This is a genomic window from Bradyrhizobium sp. WU425, from assembly GCF_021052305.1.
GTDB classification, from domain to species: Bacteria; Pseudomonadota; Alphaproteobacteria; order Rhizobiales; family Xanthobacteraceae; genus Bradyrhizobium; species Bradyrhizobium canariense_D.
The window spans coordinates 5,049,131-5,066,222 of sequence record NZ_CP088089.1; the positions used below are offsets into that span (position 1 = coordinate 5,049,131).

At 64.4% G+C, this 17,092-nt stretch carries 18 protein-coding genes; 7 read left to right on the forward strand and 11 right to left on the reverse strand.

Going from position 1 to position 17,092, the window contains the following annotated elements; genetic code table 11:
- The first annotated feature begins 190 nt into the window (after window positions 1-190).
- Window positions 191-796, forward strand: a complete 606-nt coding sequence (locus BcanWU425_RS24655) for an LOG family protein (protein ID WP_204510902.1) — start codon at window positions 191-193, stop codon at window positions 794-796.
- Here the strand turns inward: BcanWU425_RS24655 and BcanWU425_RS24660 are convergent.
- The 4 genes from BcanWU425_RS24660 to cysS form a co-directional block, all read right to left on the reverse strand.
- Window positions 793-1,170 (reverse strand): VOC family protein, encoded by a 378-nt coding sequence (locus tag BcanWU425_RS24660; protein WP_018459348.1) that lies wholly within the window; start codon window positions 1,168-1,170, stop codon window positions 793-795. The two genes, BcanWU425_RS24655 and BcanWU425_RS24660, sit on opposite strands and share 4 nt — an antisense overlap.
- Window positions 1,171-1,219: 49 nt before the next feature.
- Window positions 1,220-2,818, reverse strand: a complete 1,599-nt coding sequence (gene cimA / locus BcanWU425_RS24665) for a citramalate synthase (protein WP_018459349.1) — start codon at window positions 2,816-2,818, stop codon at window positions 1,220-1,222.
- On the reverse strand, window positions 2,815-3,324 hold the full coding sequence (locus tag BcanWU425_RS24670; protein ID WP_085385796.1) for a GNAT family N-acetyltransferase: 510 nt from the start codon (window positions 3,322-3,324) through the stop codon (window positions 2,815-2,817). The genes cimA and BcanWU425_RS24670 overlap by 4 nt, the downstream gene beginning before the upstream one ends.
- A 115-nt stretch (window positions 3,325-3,439) precedes the next feature.
- Window positions 3,440-4,822: a cysteine--tRNA ligase gene (gene cysS, locus BcanWU425_RS24675; protein ID WP_085395862.1), complete on the reverse strand. Its 1,383-nt coding sequence runs from the start codon at window positions 4,820-4,822 to the stop codon at window positions 3,440-3,442.
- Between the two features lie 291 nt (window positions 4,823-5,113).
- On the opposite strand from cysS, the gene BcanWU425_RS24680 reads away from it, so the two are divergent.
- Window positions 5,114-5,419 carry a hypothetical protein gene (locus tag BcanWU425_RS24680; RefSeq protein WP_026233782.1) on the forward strand — a complete coding sequence of 102 codons (306 nt, stop codon included), beginning with the start codon at window positions 5,114-5,116 and terminating at the stop codon, window positions 5,417-5,419.
- Window positions 5,420-5,550: 131 nt separating this feature from the next.
- On the forward strand, window positions 5,551-6,744 hold the full coding sequence (locus BcanWU425_RS24685) for a DUF2865 domain-containing protein (RefSeq protein ID WP_204510901.1): 1,194 nt from the start codon (window positions 5,551-5,553) through the stop codon (window positions 6,742-6,744).
- A 95-nt stretch (window positions 6,745-6,839) separates the two neighbouring features.
- Here the strand turns inward: BcanWU425_RS24685 and BcanWU425_RS24690 are convergent, their stop codons facing one another.
- From BcanWU425_RS24690 to BcanWU425_RS24705, 4 genes are all read right to left on the reverse strand, one after another.
- On the reverse strand, window positions 6,840-7,412 hold the full coding sequence (locus tag BcanWU425_RS24690) for a putative immunity protein (RefSeq protein WP_204510900.1): 573 nt from the start codon (window positions 7,410-7,412) through the stop codon (window positions 6,840-6,842).
- A 147-nt stretch (window positions 7,413-7,559) separates the two neighbouring features.
- The gene (locus BcanWU425_RS24695) at window positions 7,560-9,317 is read right to left on the reverse strand and encodes an NAD+ synthase (protein WP_204510899.1); all 1,758 of its coding nucleotides are present in this window, start codon (window positions 9,315-9,317) and stop codon (window positions 7,560-7,562) included.
- Window positions 9,318-9,408: 91 nt separating this feature from the next.
- The gene (locus BcanWU425_RS24700) at window positions 9,409-9,762 is read right to left on the reverse strand and encodes a diacylglycerol kinase (RefSeq protein ID WP_085352742.1); all 354 of its coding nucleotides are present in this window, start codon (window positions 9,760-9,762) and stop codon (window positions 9,409-9,411) included.
- Between the two features lie 4 nt (window positions 9,763-9,766).
- Entirely contained in the window at window positions 9,767-11,155 is a 1,389-nt protein-coding gene (locus BcanWU425_RS24705) for a class II 3-deoxy-7-phosphoheptulonate synthase (protein ID WP_106943045.1), read from the reverse strand.
- A gap of 180 nt (window positions 11,156-11,335) precedes the next feature.
- On the opposite strand from BcanWU425_RS24705, the gene BcanWU425_RS24710 reads away from it, so the two are divergent.
- Window positions 11,336-12,232: an alpha/beta hydrolase family protein gene (locus tag BcanWU425_RS24710; RefSeq protein WP_085362159.1), complete on the forward strand. Its 897-nt coding sequence runs from the start codon at window positions 11,336-11,338 to the stop codon at window positions 12,230-12,232.
- 7 nt (window positions 12,233-12,239) lie between these two features.
- On the opposite strand, the gene BcanWU425_RS24715 is transcribed toward BcanWU425_RS24710, so the two are convergent.
- Window positions 12,240-12,503, reverse strand: a complete 264-nt coding sequence (locus BcanWU425_RS24715) for a hypothetical protein (protein ID WP_085352740.1) — start codon at window positions 12,501-12,503, stop codon at window positions 12,240-12,242.
- A gap of 186 nt (window positions 12,504-12,689) precedes the next feature.
- On the reverse strand, window positions 12,690-14,174 hold the full coding sequence (locus tag BcanWU425_RS24720; RefSeq protein WP_231188636.1) for an aldehyde dehydrogenase family protein: 1,485 nt from the start codon (window positions 14,172-14,174) through the stop codon (window positions 12,690-12,692).
- Between the two features lie 112 nt (window positions 14,175-14,286).
- Between BcanWU425_RS24720 and BcanWU425_RS24725 the strand changes: the two genes are divergently transcribed.
- Window positions 14,287-15,369 carry a substrate-binding domain-containing protein gene (locus BcanWU425_RS24725; RefSeq protein ID WP_204510897.1) on the forward strand — a complete coding sequence of 361 codons (1,083 nt, stop codon included), beginning with the start codon at window positions 14,287-14,289 and terminating at the stop codon, window positions 15,367-15,369.
- Window positions 15,370-15,402: 33 nt separating this feature from the next.
- On the opposite strand, the gene BcanWU425_RS24730 is transcribed toward BcanWU425_RS24725, so the two are convergent.
- A complete protein-coding gene (locus BcanWU425_RS24730; protein WP_204510896.1) occupies window positions 15,403-15,978 on the reverse strand; it encodes a hypothetical protein in 576 nt (191 codons plus the stop codon).
- A gap of 158 nt (window positions 15,979-16,136) precedes the next feature.
- Here BcanWU425_RS24730 and BcanWU425_RS37445 point away from each other — a divergent pair, with 158 nt between their 5' ends.
- Together BcanWU425_RS37445 and BcanWU425_RS37735 are read left to right on the forward strand one after the other, a co-directional pair.
- On the forward strand, window positions 16,137-16,763 hold the full coding sequence (locus tag BcanWU425_RS37445; RefSeq protein ID WP_268738911.1) for a LysR family transcriptional regulator: 627 nt from the start codon (window positions 16,137-16,139) through the stop codon (window positions 16,761-16,763).
- Window positions 16,697-17,074 carry a LysR substrate-binding domain-containing protein gene (locus tag BcanWU425_RS37735; protein ID WP_268738912.1) on the forward strand — a complete coding sequence of 126 codons (378 nt, stop codon included), beginning with the start codon at window positions 16,697-16,699 and terminating at the stop codon, window positions 17,072-17,074. Before BcanWU425_RS37445 ends, BcanWU425_RS37735 begins: the two co-directional genes overlap by 67 nt.
- Window positions 17,075-17,092: the final 18 nt, after the last annotated feature.

Genomic DNA, 17,092 nt, shown 5'->3' on the forward strand with positions numbered 1-17,092 from the left:
AAAGCCCGTCGAATGCGGGCTGCGTTGCCATTAAGGATTTTCGTTTGTCATATAGAGCCTTACCGATGCCCATGCACCCCGCCAGATGGCGAATCTTGGATTGTTCGTCGTGGTTTACCGGTAGATTTCCGGAAGCCCCGAATCACCGATTGGGCTTGACGCCCCTTCGCTGCAATGCATCATGGCACCAATGAGCACGATCAAAACCGTCTGTGTCTATTGCGGCTCCGGCCCAGGAACCAATCCCCGTTTCACCGAAGGCGCCAAGGCGTTCGGCAAGGCGCTCGCCGAGAACAACATCCGCCTCGTCTATGGCGGCGGCTCGCTCGGCCTGATGGGCTCGGTGGCGACCTCCGTCCTCGATCACGGCGGCACTGTCACCGGCATCATCCCCGATTTCCTGCGGATGCGGGAAAACGCGCTGACGCGCGTGCAGGAGATGATCGTCACCCCCGACATGCACGAGCGCAAGCGACTGATGTTCGAACGCTCCGACGCCTTCGTGGCGCTGCCGGGCGGCGTCGGCACGCTGGAGGAGTTGGTCGAGCAATTGACCTGGAAGCAGCTCGGACGTCACGCCAAGCCGGTACTGCTGGCCAACATCGATAATTTCTGGGAGCCGCTGTTCTCGCTGCTGTCGCACATGCGCCAGACCGAGTTCATCCGCACCGGCCTTTCGGTCGACATCCTCAAGGCCGATCGGATCGAAGAGATTTTGCCGAAGCTGAAATCGGCTGCAGCGCAGATCGAAGATGCGGAAAAGCAGCTCGCACCGGAAATGGCGCGCAAGCTCTAGTCCGCAGGAAACGTCACCGCCTCGATCCGGTTACCATCGGGGTCGACAACGAAGGCTGCGTAATAACGCACGCGATCGTGCGGGCGGATACCCGGCGCGCCGTCGGATGCGCCGCCGGCCGACAGCGCTGCGGCGTGAAATGCATCGACCTCGACGGTCGTCTTTGCCCGCAGGCAGATATGGACGCCGCTCTCCGGCGGCACGTGCGGCATGCCCTCGCGCAGATTGATCCAGAATTCGGGATAGGCCTTGCCGAAGCCGATCGTCCGCGGCCGCGTGACGAGGCGAGCGAGACCGAGCGCGGCGAGTGTCGCCTCGTAAAATGTCGCCGAGCGCTGGAGATCGCTGACGCCGACAGAGATGTGATCGATCATGGGTCGCGCCCCCTCTCCTGCTCGTCATCCCGTTTGTGGCACCGCCGCCCTACGCCGGCGCGCCCGACTTCACCAGCTTGTAGATCACCGAATCCATCAGCGCCTGGAACGAGGCGTCGATGATGTTGGGGGACACCCCGACCGTGGTCCAGCTGTCGCCGTTCTCGTCCTCGCTCTCGATCAGGACGCGCGTGACCGCGCCGGTGCCGCCGTTGAGGATACGCACGCGATAGTCGATCAGCGTCAGGCCTTCGATATATTTCTGGTACTTGCCGAGATCCTTGCGCAAGGCAACGTCGAGCGCGTTGACGGGACCGTTGCCTTCGGCCGCCGAGATCAGATGCTCGCCGGCGACGTCGACCTTGACCACCGCCAGCGCCACGGTGACGCGTTCGCCATGCGAATTGTAACGCTGCTCGACATTGACGTCGAACTGCTCGACCTCGAAATAATGCGGCACCTTGCCGAGCGTGCGCCGCGCCAGCAGCTCGAACGAGGCGTTGGCGGATTCATAGGCGTAGCCCTGCGCCTCGCGCTCCTTCAATTCCTCGACCAGCCGCGACAGTTTCGGATCGCTCTTCTCATAGGCGATGCCGGCGCGGTCGAGCTCGGCAATGACATTGGAGCGGCCGGCCTGATCGGACACCAGCACCTTGCGATGATTGCCGACCAGCTCCGGCAAGACATGCTCGTAGGTCTGCGGATCCTTCAGCACGGCAGAGGCATGGATGCCGGTCTTGGTGACGAACGCGCTCTCGCCGACATAGGCCGCATGCCGGTTCGGAACGCGGTTGAGCATATCGTCGAGCGTGCGCGACACCTTGACCAGGGTCGCGAGCTTCTCCGCCGTGACGCCGATCTCGAAGGCGTCAGCAAACTCGGCCTTCAGCTTCAAGGTCGGAATCAGCGAGCAGAGATTGGCATTGCCGCAGCGCTCGCCGAGGCCGTTCAGCGTGCCCTGGATCTGCCGCGCGCCGGCGCGCACCGCGGCGAGCGAATTCGCCACCGCCTGCTCGGTGTCGTTATGGGCGTGGATGCCGAGATGATCGCCGGGGATGTGCTTCGTCACCTCGGTGACGATCGCTTCGACCTCGTTGGGCATGGTGCCGCCGTTGGTGTCGCACAGCACCACCCAGCGCGCGCCGGCTTCATAAGCAGCTTTCGCGCAGGCGAGCGCGAAACCGGAATCCTCCTTGTAACCGTCGAAGAAATGCTCGCAGTCGAGCATCACCTCGCGGCCGGCGGCCTTGGCTGCTGCGACGCTGTCGCGGATCGAGGCGAGGTTCTCCTCCTTCGTCGTCTCCAGGGCAACGCGCACCTGATAGGCCGACGACTTCGCCACGAAGCAGATCACGTCGGCCTTGGCCTCCAGCAGCCCGGCCACACCGGGATCGTTGGAAACCGAGCGCCCCGCTCGCCGCGTCATGCCGAAGGCGGTGAAGCGCGCATGCGAAAACTTCGGCTTGGTGCCGAAGAACTCGGTGTCGGTCGGATTGGCGCCGGGATAGCCGCCCTCGACATAGTCGATGCCGAGTTCATCGAGCATCTGGGCGATGATTTGCTTGTCGGTCAGCGTGAAATCGACGCCGTTGGTCTGCGCGCCGTCGCGCAGCGTGGTGTCGAACAGATAGAGGCGCTCCTTGCTCATTGCAGCGCTCCCGACGCGGGTCCACTGCCGAGCGTCTTCTGCATGGTGGTGTTGGCCAGCCATTCGTCGTTGACAGTGATGCTGTTGCGCTGCATGGCGACATAGCCGCGCTTGGCGAAAAAGCCCTGCGCGTTGTCGCTGGCATCGACCGTCAGCTTGTCGGCGCCGCGGCCGCCCGCAAGCTTTTCCAGCGCATCGACGAGCATGGTCGCGAGGCCCTGCCCGGCCACGGCCGGATGCACATAGAGCATGCGGATATGATCCTTGCCCTGCAGCGAGGCAAAACCCACCGGTGACCCCTCCAGCGTTGCGATCAGCGTCAGGTCGGAGGCGAGCCCCTTGCCGAACTCTTCGTCTTCCGCCGACGCCATCCAGGCCTGTTGTTGGGCCTCGCTATAGTCCTCGCCGGTCAGCTCTTCGATGCTGGCGGTGAAGATCGCGGCGAGAACCGGCACGTCCTCCGGCAGGAAGGGCCGCAAGCCAGGCTTTGGGAGTGCTTGTGCCATCGTCTTCACCACATCCCATAGAGTTTCAGCGCCAGCGCCACGGCAGCGCCGAGCAGCAGGATTTTCAGCGCGATGTAATAGAACCAGTGCCGCGGAAAAGGCGTATCGGGTCGCTTCATCGTGCGACCTCCCACGTCGTCCCTTCCTTGGAATCCTTGATCGCAACGCCCATCGCGGCAAGCAGATCGCGGATACGATCGGACTCCGCAAAGTCCTTGCGCGCACGCGCCGCCGTCCGCTCCGAGATCAGGCGCTCGACTTCCTTGGCATCGACGCCGCTCGCCTGCTGCTTGCGTCCTTCCCACTGCGCGGCACTCTCGGAGAGAAAGCCGAGCAGACGCAACGAACCCGCGAGGGCACCAACATCGCTGCCGCGCAGCCCATGCAGCGCCGCGATCGCCAGCGGCGTGTTGAGGTCGTCGAGCAGCGGCTCGACCACTGAGGGGGCGGGCTTGCCGGATGCGACGTCAGCCGCAACCCGATACCAATCGTCGAGCGTCCTGGCGCTCTCCTCCAGCGACTTCATCGTCCAGTCGATCGGCGAGCGGTAATGCGTCTTGAGCATATTCAGGCGCAGCACTTCGCCCGGCCAGTCCGCGAGCAGTTCGTGAATAGTGACGAAGTTGCCGAGGCTCTTCGACATCTTCTCGCTTTCGACCTGCAGGAAGCCGTTATGCATCCAGTAGTTCGCCATGCGGTCCCGGTGGAAGGCGCAGCAGGTCTGCGCGACCTCGTTCTCGTGATGCGGAAACACGAGATCGATGCCGCCGCCATGGATGTCGAAGTGCTCGCCGAGATGCTTCCAGGCCATGGCCGAGCACTCGACATGCCAGCCCGGGCGCCCCTGCGCGGCGACGCCGGCGGGTGACGGCCATGACGGCTCGCCGGGCTTGGACGGCTTCCACAGCACGAAGTCGGTGTTGCCTTTCTTGTAGGGCGCGACATCGACGCGGGCGCCGGCAACCATCTCGTCCAGCGAACGATTGGACAGCGCGCCATAGCGCGGCAACCCGGCATCGGCCGCGTTCATCGCCTGCGGCGAGAACAGCACGTGATCCTCGGCAACATAGGCAAAGCCGCCGGCAACCAGCCGTTCGATGATCTCGCGCATCTCGCCGATATGCTCGGTGGCGCGCGGCTCGACGCTCGGCCGCAGCGCGCCGAGCGCGTCGACGTCAGCGTGAAACTGTTTGCCGGTTTGCTCGGTGACTTTCCGGATCGCCTCGTTCAGCGGCAGGCCGGGGAAATCCCGCGCGGCGCGGTCGTTGATCTTGTCGTCCACGTCGGTGATGTTGCGGACATATTTGACGTGCGCCTCACCGTAGAGATGGCGCAGCAGCCGAAACAGCACGTCGAACACGATCACCGGCCGGGCATTGCCGATATGGGCGAAGTCATAGACCGTCGGTCCGCAGACATACATGCGGACGTTCTTGGCATCGAGCGGCACGAAGGTGCGCTTTTCCCGGCTCAGCGTATCGTAAAGGCGCAATTCCATAAGGATACCCGTCGGCTGTTGGCCGGGCGTCCAGTGCTCTCAATGGTTTTGAGAAAAGACGGCTCCAGCCAGCGAATCGCTAGCTCGTAATCTCGCGGCAAATGGCGCAAATGACGAGGAGACCGTTCATGACGGAACATATGGGCTATGAGGCGGCCCCGCGTCAAGAGAGCCGCGAAAACGCCGTCTTATCTCCGCAATGCGCAGCCGCCGCGCGCAGATGGTTCATCTCCTTAACCATTTGAGCCCATTCTGGAACTGGCAGTTCACATTTTTTGCCCCGGTGTTTTCATGCGATCATTGCTCGCGCTCATGTCCTGCGCCTCCATCCTTGCGGCGTCCAGCGCTCTCGCGGAGACCCGCGTCTTCATCATCCCAAACCAGGCGGACGGCTACGGCGTCGATCAGTGCCTGGCCAAGAGCGACAAATGCGGCGCGCAGGTCGCCCGCACCTACTGCCAGTCACGCGATTTTGCCCAGGCTTCGGCCTATCGCCGGGTCGATCCCGACGAAATTACCGGCTCTGTCCCCAAATCCGGCGCAAACTGCTCCCATGGCCATTGCGACGAATATGTCGCAATCACCTGCCAGCGCTGAATTCGCTCGGAACTGGCGTACCTTAGGCCCAATCGCTGGCCTCTGAAACGACGTGACGATGCCGCAGGAAGCGGCTATGGGAGGGCGCGCTCCGGCCTCCCCACATCACGCGTGGCCGTGACCTCGCTAGAATGGCGGATATGCCTGAATTTTTGTCTCTCTCCCGTGCTCGCTCGATCCTTGCCTGTGCCGTGCTCTTCAGCACGGTTGCGCTCGCCAATAACGCGTTCGCACAGGCCGGCCCGCCGGGACCGCCGCCTCAGCCCGGCCAGAACGGGCTCGGACCCAACCCGATGTGCGCGCGCCTGGAAGGTCAGCTCGCCGGTCTCGATCGTGGCGGCGGCGGTGATCCCGCGCGCGAAGACCAGATCCGCCGCTATCAGGAATCTCAGACCAAGCAGCAGGCCGAGCTCGATCGTGTCACCATGCAGGCCAAGCGCATGGGTTGCGATTCCTCCGGCTTCTTCTCGCTGTTCAGCGGCCAGTCGGCGCAATGCGGTCCGGTCAACACCCAGATCCAGCAGATGCGCGCCAATCTGGACCAGATCACCGGCAATCTCGAACGCCTGCGCGGCGGCGGCCCCGGCGGCTTTAGCCCCGAGCGTGACAACCAGCGCCGCTCGGTGCTGGCAGCGCTGGCGCAGAACAATTGCGGCCCGCAATATGCCAATGCGGCGCAGTCGCAAGGCGGCGGCAATTTCCTGAGCAATCTGTTCGGCGGCAACAACCCCAATAATCCGCAAGGCGTGCCGCCTTCCGATCTCGGCCCGCAATCAGGCACCTATCGCACCGTGTGCGTGCGCACCTGCGACGGCGCCTACTTCCCGGTCTCGTTTGCGACCGTGCCGGCGCGCTTCCCCGACGACGAGAAGACCTGCAAGGCGCTGTGCCCGGCCGCCGAGGCCGTGCTCTACACCCATCGCAATCCCGGTGAAGACATGAACTCCGCGGTCTCCACCAGCGGCCAGCCCTACACGGCGCTGCCGACCGCGTTCAAATTCCGCAGCGAGTTCAACCCGTCCTGCTCCTGCAAGGCCGCGGGCCAGACCTGGGCGGACGCGCTCAAATCGGCCGACGACAAGGCGTCGGCCGAACAGCAAGGTGACATCATCGTCACCGAGGAGAGCGCCAAGAAAATGCAGCAGCGGCAGCTCAACAAGGGCACGCCTGCCGCCAATGGCAAAAAGGGTGCGACTCCGGCGCCGACGGCGGCTGGCGCCCCGGCAGCAACGCCGCCGGTGGAAACCGGCACCGCTACGACCTCGTCCGAGAACAAGCCGATCCGTTCGGTCGGACCAAGCTTCTTGCCCCAGCAGCAGAAGTAGGTCACGTCCTCCGCTGTCATGCCCCCGCGAAAGCGGGGGCCATCCTGTACGCTGGCATCAGCTGGTTTTCACGACGACCGGCGCAGCGTACTGGATCATCTGCTTTCGCGGCTGATAACAGCGAAATGGGTGGCGAGACCGTTTGCCTCGCGAATCATCCAATCAATTGCGCGCAAGAGTTCCCCGACCCGGCCGCCGCCAAGCGGCGCTGTCGGGTAGCGCCCCAAGACACGAACAAATCTAGGCGTCGCGCGCCGGGCGGCGTGCTCAATATAGTCTACACCGACACCGGGATTCGCAGCCGTTTCGAGTTCGAGGGCCCGTGCGGCGTGGGCCGCCGCGCCAAGAATGTGCCTGACCTGGGTCGATCGAGCCAGGGGATGAAGATACGCCGCGGATGAGGCACTCATCGCCGCGCGTGCGGCTTGGCTGGCTGCCGCACCTTTGGATTCGTTTGCTGCCTTCAGCGCTGCCCAGGCTGCATCGCGCAGGGTCTTTACCCGCTTGCCTCCCTTCGCGAAGGTCCGCGCTGCTTCGACTGCGTCACGCGGCCGGAAATCCACTGGATGCGCCCGCTCGAATATTTCCAGCACGTCCGCGGCATTTGCCGCCGCATAGGCTGCAACCTCTCGGAGATCATCCATGTCAAGGGAGATTTCGTCTGCCATGCTTTCGCCCACCACCAGCTCCGGAGCACACCTATGAATGCTCTATGGTCGAATTCGATCGCCCAAGCAGGATGCCAGAAGATATGGATCACCTCATTGGATGACGACAGCGGAATGCAATCTCCAAGCTACCCGAACTGGCAGCCCCTACCCCTCAAACGCGTCGATCGAGGCTTTGCTCCCACGCGAGACCAGCGTCTCATCCGGAGCGGCGAGCTGCTCGCCTTTGTCGCGAAAGCGGTTGGTGATGGGATAGCGGCGGTCGCGGCCGAAATTCCTGGCTGTGACCTTGACGCCGGGCGCGGCCTGGCGGCGCTTGTATTCGGCGACGTTGAGGAGATGGTCGATGCGGGTGACCGTCTCGCGGTCAAAGCCCGCGGCGATGATTATATCGAGCGGCTCTTCGCGCTCGATGAGACGCTCCAGGATGGCATCAAGCGCGTCGTAAGCCGGCAACGAATCCTGGTCGGTCTGGTTCTCGCGCAGCTCCGCGGTCGGCGGACGCGTGATGATGTCGGGCGGGATCACCTCACCGGCCGGCCCCAGCGCCCCCTCGGGCTTCCACGAATTACGCAAGCTTGCCAGCCGAAACACCTGCGTCTTGTAGATGTCCTTGATCGGATTGAAGCCGCCGTTCATGTCGCCATAGAGCGTGGCGTAGCCGACCGACATCTCCGACTTGTTGCCTGTGGTCACCACCATCAGGCCGGTCTTGTTCGAGATCGCCATCATCAGCGTGCCGCGGGTGCGGGCCTGGAGATTCTCCTCGGTGACATCGGGCGGCAGATTCTTGAAGACGCCGGACAGGATGGTCTCGAACCCGGTCACCGCTTCGGCGATCGGCAGCACCTCGTAGCGGATGCCGAGATGGCCGGCGAGCTCGCCGGCGTCCGCAATCGAGCTTGCCGCGGTGTAGCGATAAGGCAGCATCACGCCGTGCACCTGATCGGAACCGAGTGCATCGACCGCGATCGCCGCGCACAGCGCGGAGTCGATGCCGCCGGAAATGCCGAGCAGCACGCCGGGAAAGCCATTCTTGGCGACGTAGTCGCGCAAGCCCAGCACGCAGGCCGCGTAGTCGGCGTAGTCTGCCTCGGGCTGCGCGGCGATCGGCCCGGCGCAACGCCAATCATCGCCGCTTCTCGTGAAGTGCAGTGTGGTGATGCTCTCCGCGAACGCCGGCAATTGCGCTGCGAGCGAAAGGTCGCCGTTGAGCGCAAAGGAGGCGCCGTCGAACACCAACTCGTCCTGGCCGCAAACCTGGTTGAGATAGACCAGCGGCAGACCGCTCTCGGTGACGCGCGCGACCGCGACCGACAAGCGCACGTCGGCCTTGTCGCGGGCGTAAGGCGAGCCGTTCGGCACGAGGATGATCTCGGCGCCGGTCTCGGCCAGCGTCTCGACCACGTTCTCGTAGTCCTCGGACTCCTCAAGCCAGATGTCCTCGCAGATCGGCACACCGACGCGCACGCCGCGCACGGTGACGGGGCCGGCGGCAGGCCCGCGCGAAAACAGCCGTTTCTCGTCGAACACGCCGTAATTCGGCAGATTGCATTTGAAGCGCAGACCAGCGATACGGCCGCCATCGAGCAGCGTGCAGGCATTATAGAGCCTGCCCTCCTCGACCCAGGGCGTGCCGACCAGCATGGCCGGCCCGCCATCGGCGGTCTCGCGCGCCAGCGCTTCGATCGCAGCGCGGCAGGCGGCCTGAAAGGAAGGCTTCTGCACGAGATCTTCCGGCGGGTAACCGGCGATGAACAATTCCGGAAACAGCACGAGATCGGCACCGTCGGCGGCTGCCTGCACGCGCGCCGCGCGCGCTTTCGCGGCATTGCCCTCGATGTCGCCCATGGTCGGATTGAGCTGGGCGAGCGTGACCGCGAATGCGTTGAGACGTTCGGTCATGGCGCTCCGATCAGAGCATGATCCGGAAAAGAGTGAAGCGGTTTTCCGAAAAGATCATGCTCAAAAAACAGTTTAAAGCGCGATACGCGCTTTAAAGAAATCCCAAGCGCTCGATGATGGCGATGATCCAGAACGCGCCGGCCATCAGCAGCGCGACACCGACCGCGGCCGAGCCCATGTCCTTGACCCGTCCGATCTGCTTGTCGTGATCCATGGTCAGCCGGTCGGCAAGCTTCTCGATCGCCGTATTGAGCAGCTCGACCACCAGCACGAACGCGACCGCGCAGATCAGCTCGACCGCGCGCATCGCGGTCGCGCCGACGAACCATGCAAGCGGCAGCGACAAGAGGAGCGCAACGATTTCCTCGCGGACGGCCTGCTCCGAGTGGAACGCAAAGGCCAGACCGTTACGGGAATTGATCGTGGCCTTCCAGATCCGCAGCAAGGTTCTAGAGCCCCGCTGCGGCGGGCATCGGCCTGACCTTGCCGGCGCGTTCCTGCTTCAGCAGTTCTGCGACCAGGAAAGCCATGTCGATGGATTGCTCGGCATTGAGCCGGGGATCACAGACCGTGTGATAGCGGTCGTTGAGATCCTCGTCGGTGATCGCGCGGGCGCCGCCGAGACACTCGGTGACGTCCTGGCCGGTCATCTCCAGATGCACGCCGCCGGCATGGGTACCTTCCGCGGCGTGGATCGCGAAGAACGACTTCACCTCGGACAGGATGCGGTCGAAGGGGCGCGTCTTGTAACCCGACGTCGAGGTGATGGTGTTGCCGTGCATGGGATCGCACGACCAGACCACCACTTTGCCCTCGCGCTTTACGGCGCGGATCATGTTCGGCAGATGCTCGCCGATCTTGTCGGAACCGAAGCGGCCGATCAGCGTCAGCCGGCCCGGTTCGTTGTCGGGATTGAGCACGTCGATCAGCTTCAGCAGTTCGTCGGGCTTGAGCGACGGGCCGCATTTGAGCCCGATCGGATTCTTGATGCCGCGGAAATATTCGATATGGCCGTGGTCGAGCTGGCGGGTGCGGTCGCCGATCCAGATCATGTGGCCCGAGGTCGCGTACCAGTCGCCGGTGGTGGAATCGACCCGGGTCATGGCCTGCTCGTAGCCGAGCAGCAGGGCCTCGTGGCTGGTGTAGAAATCAGTGGCGCGCAGCTCGGGATGGGCCTCGAGATCGAGGCCGCAGGCGCGCATGAAGTTGAGCGCATCGGAGATGCGGTCGGCCAATTCCTTGTAGCGACGGGACTGCGGACTGTCCTTGAGGAAGCCGAGCATCCACTGATGCACGCTGCCGAGATTGGCGTAACCGCCGGTCGCGAACGCACGCAGCAGGTTCAGCGTCGCGGCCGACTGGCGATAGGCCATCAGCTGGCGCTGCGGATCAGGGACGCGCGCTTGCTTGGTGAAAGCGATGTCGTTGACGATGTCGCCGCGATAGCTCGGCAGCTCGACCCCGTCGATCTTCTCCATCGGCGAGGAGCGCGGCTTTGCGAACTGGCCGGCGACGCGCCCGACCTTCACCACCGGGACGGCGCCGGCATAGGTCAGTACCACCGCCATCTGGAGCAGCACGCGAAAGAAGTCGCGGATGTTGTTGGCGCCGTGCTCGGCAAAGCTCTCGGCGCAGTCGCCGCCCTGCAGCAGGAAGGCCTCTCCGGCCGCGACCCGCGCCAGCGCCTTCTTCAGATTGCGCGCCTCGCCCGCGAACACCAGCGGCGGAAAGGTCGCAAGCTGCGCCTCGACGTCGGCCAGGGCCTTGGCGTCGGGATAATCGGGCACCTGTAGCACCGGCTTGCTGCGCCAGGACTCGGGCGTCCACCGCTCGGACATCGCAATCTCTCCGTGAAGCAAAAAGCACAACCTGATCTGTGGGTTGCGAGGGTCGCCTTATACACAGGCTGGCCACCGGCCGCCAGTTGTAAATCCGTCTGGCACTGCAAAGCCTTGCGGGGAAAGCCAAATTCGCATTTGCTGGGAAACGGCTTGGAAACTGGCAGATACCTTCGGTCCATGGACGCGGCACTGGACGACGTTTTCATCGACGAGATCAGCTTCCCGGCGACCGACGGGTATGCGCTGGCCGGCACGCTATTCCTGCCCCGCGGCACCAAACGTCATGCCGTGTTGGTCAATTCGGCGACTGCCGTCCCGCGAAAAATCTATCGCGGCTTTGCCTCCTATCTCGCCCATCGCGGCTGCGCAGTCCTGACCTACGACTATCGCGGCATCGGCGACTCCCGGCTGCCGGCGATGGTTGGCTACAACCAACCGAAATCGCTGGTCGGCTTCAAGGCCTCGATGTCGGACTGGGCCGCGCTCGACGTCACCGCCGCAGTGCACTGGATGCGCGAGCGCTACCACACTCTGCCCTTGGCCTATGTCGGGCACTCCTTTGGCGGCCAGGCGCTCGGGCTGATCGCGAACAACGCGGACATCTCGCGCGCCGCGTTCGTGGCCTCGCAGGCGGCGACCTGGCGGCTGATGACGTCGCCGGAAAAATACCGCGTCTTCGCCTTCATGAATTTTGTCGGCGTGCCGCTCGTCCACGCGCTCGGTTACGCGCCGGGCTGGGCCGGCATCGGCGAGGATCTGCCCAAGGGCGTCTTCCTGCAATGGGCCGAGTGGGTCTCGAGCCCCCGTTATCTCTTCGATTCAAAGCTGCCGGCGCTGGAGAATTTCGCCAGGTTCAAGGGCGAGTTGCGCACACTCTGCTTCTCCGACGATCCCTGGGCGACGCGGCCCGCGGTCGAGCTGCTTGCGAGCGGATTCACCGCAATCAAGCCGGAGGTAATCAACGTGAAGCCGTCCGACGTCGGCGCCAAGGCGATTGGCCATTTCGGCTTCTTCCGCCCCGAACATCGCGACACATTGTGGCGTGGCGTCGCGGAATGGATCCAGGGAGAATAGACAGTGCTTACCGGAGGATCGTGGTCAGCGACGAGTAGCGCTTGTTCGGCTTGGCTTCGCCCGGCGCGAATTGCGCAAACGCCTCGCTGACGCGGACCGCCGGCGGCGTATCGCCGGCGAAACGAAACTCCTTCGGCCGCGGCGCATAGAAGCTGGCGCTGTAATAAACGTCGTCGAAGCGCGCCTCGCCGATCCCGAACATTGCGTCGCACGCAAACAGAAGTGCGTAGACTCCCGCGATTGCGACGACGACCTCCCTGAGAACTGACATGCTGATGCCCCACCCTTTTGCAGGCAGGATGCACGCCGGTTCCAAAGCCGGGGTTTAAGGCCGCGCGGTTCTTGTCCGCACGGTTTGCCGCAGCTGAGCGGAATGCAGACAATTTTATCGATCTCGAAAAAGAGCCCGCCTGCACGGGTGGTCAGGCGGGCTCCAGGCTTGGCCGCTCGGGAGGTATCAAACGGCCAGATTCATCCAGACCGCCTTGGGCTCGGTGAAATTGTCTAGCGCGGCGGTGCCGTGCTCGCGGCCGAGGCCGGAGTCGCGCTCGCCGCCCCAGGGCAGCCGCACGTCGGTATAGCCATAGGTGTTCATCCAGACTGTGCCCGCGCGCGCTCGCTTGGCGAAGCGCTGCAGCTTGCCGATGTCGCGGCTCCAGACGCCGGCGGCGAGACTGTAAGCCGTGCCGTTGGCAATCCGCAAAGCGTCGGCCTCGTCCTTGAACTTGATGACACTGACGACCGGGCCAAAGATCTCTTCCTGCGAGATCCGCATCTCGTGCGCGACATTCGCGAACACCGCGGGGCTGATGAAGTAGCCGCGATCGCCGACCTTCTCGCCACCGGTGACGAGGGTCGCGCCCTCCTTCCGGCCGATGTCGACATAATCGAGGACCGACTTCATCTGCTTCTCGGAGATGACGGGACCGAGCACCGTCTTGCGGTCGAGCGGGTCGCCGATCCTGAGCGACTTTGCGCGCGCCGCCAGCCGCTCGACGACCTCGTCATAGGCCTTCTCCTGCACCAGCACGCGGGAGCCGGCCGAGCAGACCTGGCCCGCATTGAAGAAGATGCCGGAAGCCGCAGCTTTCGATGCGGCTTCGAGATCGGCATCGTCGAAAATGACGTTGGCCGACTTGCCTCCCAGCTCGAGCGAGATGCGCTTGAAGTTGCTTGCGGCGCCCTTCATGATTCCCCGCCCGACACCGGGAGAGCCGGTGAAGGTGACCTTGTCGACGTCAGGGTGATTGACCAGCGCGTCGCCGACGACGCGGCCGGGGCCAGTGACGACGTTGAAGACGCCCGCCGGCAGGCCGGCTTCGAGCGCGAGCTCGGCGATGCGTAGCGCCGACAGCGAGGTCAGCTCGGCCGGCTTCATCACGATGGTGCACCCGCAGGCCAGCGCCGGCGCGAGCTTCCACATCCCGATCATCAGCGGGAAATTCCAGGGCACGATCGCCGCGACCACGCCGACCGGCTCGCGCACGGTGTAGGTCAGGGCATCATCGCGCACGGGCACGACGTCGCCGCTGATCTTGTCGGCCCAACCGGCGTAGTAGATCAGCGTGTCGACGGCGGCCGGAAAATCCTGCCGCGATGTCGCGGCGATCGGCTTGCCCGCATCGATCGACTCGAGTTCGATGATCTCCTCGGCGTGAGCCTTGAGCAGGTCTGCCCAGCGTAGCAGGATCTGGCCGCGCTCGGACGCCCGCATCGTGCGCCAGGGGCCTTCGAAGGCCCGGCGCGCGGCCGCTACTGCATGATCGACATCGGCCTCGTTGCCTTCGGCGACGATGGCGATGACCTGCCCGGTGGCCGGATTGAGCGACTTGAATGTGCGACCGGAGCTCGCCGGGACGCGGCGACCGTCGATCAGCAGATGCTGTGGCCGGGACATGAACTCGGTGGCCGGCGAGTGTGCAAAGTCATATGCAGCAGACATCATATTCCTCCAGTTCTGGTATACCAGACTAGGCGCCTGTGGACGGGAGTAAATATGATATGGATTGCAAATGGACCGCGGTCATATGAAATGTAGTTCATAGGGAGGACCAATGCTTCAGATCGAGATCGAGGCCGTCTGGCGGTTTCGCCGGGAGGGCAATCCGCGCACCGCCGTCATCATGCTTGGCGTCCTCAACGAGATCAGGAGAACCGGGAAGATCACCAGCGCGGCCAAGGATGCGCACCTCTCCTATCGCCATGTCTGGAATCTGATCGAGCAATGGTCGGAGTTCTTCGGCACGCCGCTGGTGCAAACCCAGCGCGGCAAGGGCTCGAAACTCACGCCGTTCGGCGAGCGGCTGGTGTGGGCGGGCGAGCGCATGCAGGCCCGGCTCGGACCTCAGCTTGAGAATCTGGCACAGGAGCTGGCGAGCGAGATCAAGCCGTTCCTCGAGCAGCGCCCGTCGGTGATCCGCGTGCATGCCAGTCACGGTTTTGCGGTCGCAAAACTGCGCGAATTCCTCGACCGCGAGCCCGGCATCGGCGTCGATCTGCGCTATGTCAGCAACCAGCATTCGCTGGTCTCGCTGGCGCAGGGCGCCTGCGATCTCTCCGGCCTGCATCTGCCGCACGGCGCGCTGCGGGCTCAGGGCATCAAGGCTGCGCGCGAATGGCTCGATCCGCGCGAGGATCGCATCATCAGCTTCGTCACACGCGAAATGGGATTGATGGTCGCGCGCGGCAATCCGCTGCGCATCGCTTCGCTCGATGATCTCACCGGACCAAAAGTCCGCTTCGTCAACCGCGACCACGATTCCGGCACGCGGCTTCTGTTCGACCAACTGCTTGCGGCAAACGGCATCGACGAGAGCAGGATCAACGGCGCGCAGCAGATCGAATTCACCCACGCCGCGGTCGCAGCCTATGTCGCGAGCGGCATGGCTGATGCGAGCTTCGGCGTCGAAGCCGCCGCCCGGCATTTCGGCCTCGATTTCATCCGGCTCCTGACCGAGGATTATTTCTTCGTCTGCAAGCGCGCGTTCCTGGACACCGGGCCGATGCAGCGCATCCTGGAGATCATCCGCAGCGCCGATTTTCGCGCAGCCATCGCCACCCTGCCCGGTTATGTGCCGTCGGATACGGGCACCGTCACCGGCGTGAAGGCATTTCTGGAGATGCACGCCGTGCGATGATGCCGGAGGATGCCATCGCCTTGTCCGCGCCGGTCAGATCGCCGGCTCGCCCTTGAGCGCCGCCATGACCCGCTCGCCCTGCGCGGTCAGCCGGTACGTCACCAGCGGACGGCTCGACGGCGGCTTTCGCGCGAGCTCGACGATGTAGCCGCGCACGATCAGGGCTTCGAAACTGCCGTAATAGCCGAACATGCTGATCTGGTTCTGCCTGAGCAGCTTGAACTCGCGCAAGAGCCGTATCTCGTTGCCCGACAGCAGCGACCGGCGCACGCGCTGAACGAACCGCGCGCGCTGCTCGAACCAGTTTTTATCCGGCAGTTCGTGCGAGGCTGGTGCGGGGGCCCGTTCGCAGGGACGCGCGTCCTGCGCAATCTCGACCATCACCTGCGGCAGGCACGGCATGCTGCTGGCGACAACCGCGTCCTTCGCAACGTCGAGCAACGCGAGCGGCCAGCGCCGCTTGTTGTCCACCATGACCGGCGGTGGCACGACGCTGTCGCGCACCAGCTGCTCGAAGCGTCCGGCGGTCACGCCGACATAGGCCGCCGCGCGACGGCGATCGACCAGACGCGTGTCCGGCGCGACCTCGCAAACAATGTTCTCGTCCACCCGGGATCCCCTGGCGCCTCGTTGCGCATGGCATGACGGCCCGACAGGACCGGCCAAGCCGGCGGCGAACCTAGGTGGGAGGAGCGCACTCGAAAAGCACAGAATTTCGTACACGTTGATGCCGTTTCGGCAACGGCTATAGTCCGGCCGGGGGTCCCATGCGATTTCACTCACCGGCCATCCAGTACTTCCACGCCGTCCGCCGCACCGGCTCGATCCGGGCCGCTGCGCGCATGCTGAACGTTGCCTCGTCGGCCGTAAGCCGCCAGATTCTCAAGCTTGAACAGGAGGTTGGGTCACCCTTGTTCGAGCGCAATGCGCGCGGCCTGACGCTGACGACGGTCGGCGAGATGTTGGCCCGGCACGTCATGAACGTGCTCCAGGACCTCGACCGCTTCCGCTCGGACGTCGCATCCCTGGCGGGGACTTGGCACGGCACCGTCAGCATTGCCTGCATCGAGTCGCTCACGGAGTCGGTGCTGCCCGACCTGATAGCCTCCCATCGCGGCCGCGCCCGGCGCGTCAGCTTCACCACCGAGGTGAAGGGATCGTCGGACGTGCTGGAGGCCCTGAGCCGCGGCGAGGCCGACATCGGCATCGCCATGGCGCTGCGGCATCCGCCGGACCTGCGCCAGGTCGCCTTGAAACGGTTTCGCCTGGGCGCGGTCGTCGCGCGCGAGCATCCACTGGCGCGCGGCAAGACGGTCACGCTGCCCCAATGTCTCGCCTTTCCGTCATCCACGCGCTGCCGGAGCTGTCGATCTATCATCTGCTCCAGCCGCTGATCGCGCAGCTCTCCGAGACACCGGAGCCGGCCATCCAGGCCAACTCGATCGACCTGATGCGCGAGCTCGCGGCGCGCGGCGTCGGCGTCGCCTTCCAGACCCAGCTCGGCATCAGCAGGCTGTCGCGCGACAGCCGGCTCGTCTTCCTGCCGCTCGACAATGCCGGCAGCCCGGTGTGGTCAGATCTCGGCATCTACGTTCGCGCCGAGCGCACCCTCCCCGCTTACACGGAATCCTTCCTCCAGGAGCTGGTGCGCGAACTGGGCGAGCGCGAGCGGCGGGAAAACGCGGCGCATCCGCAGATCGCCTGATCAAACGCCGACGTCTGA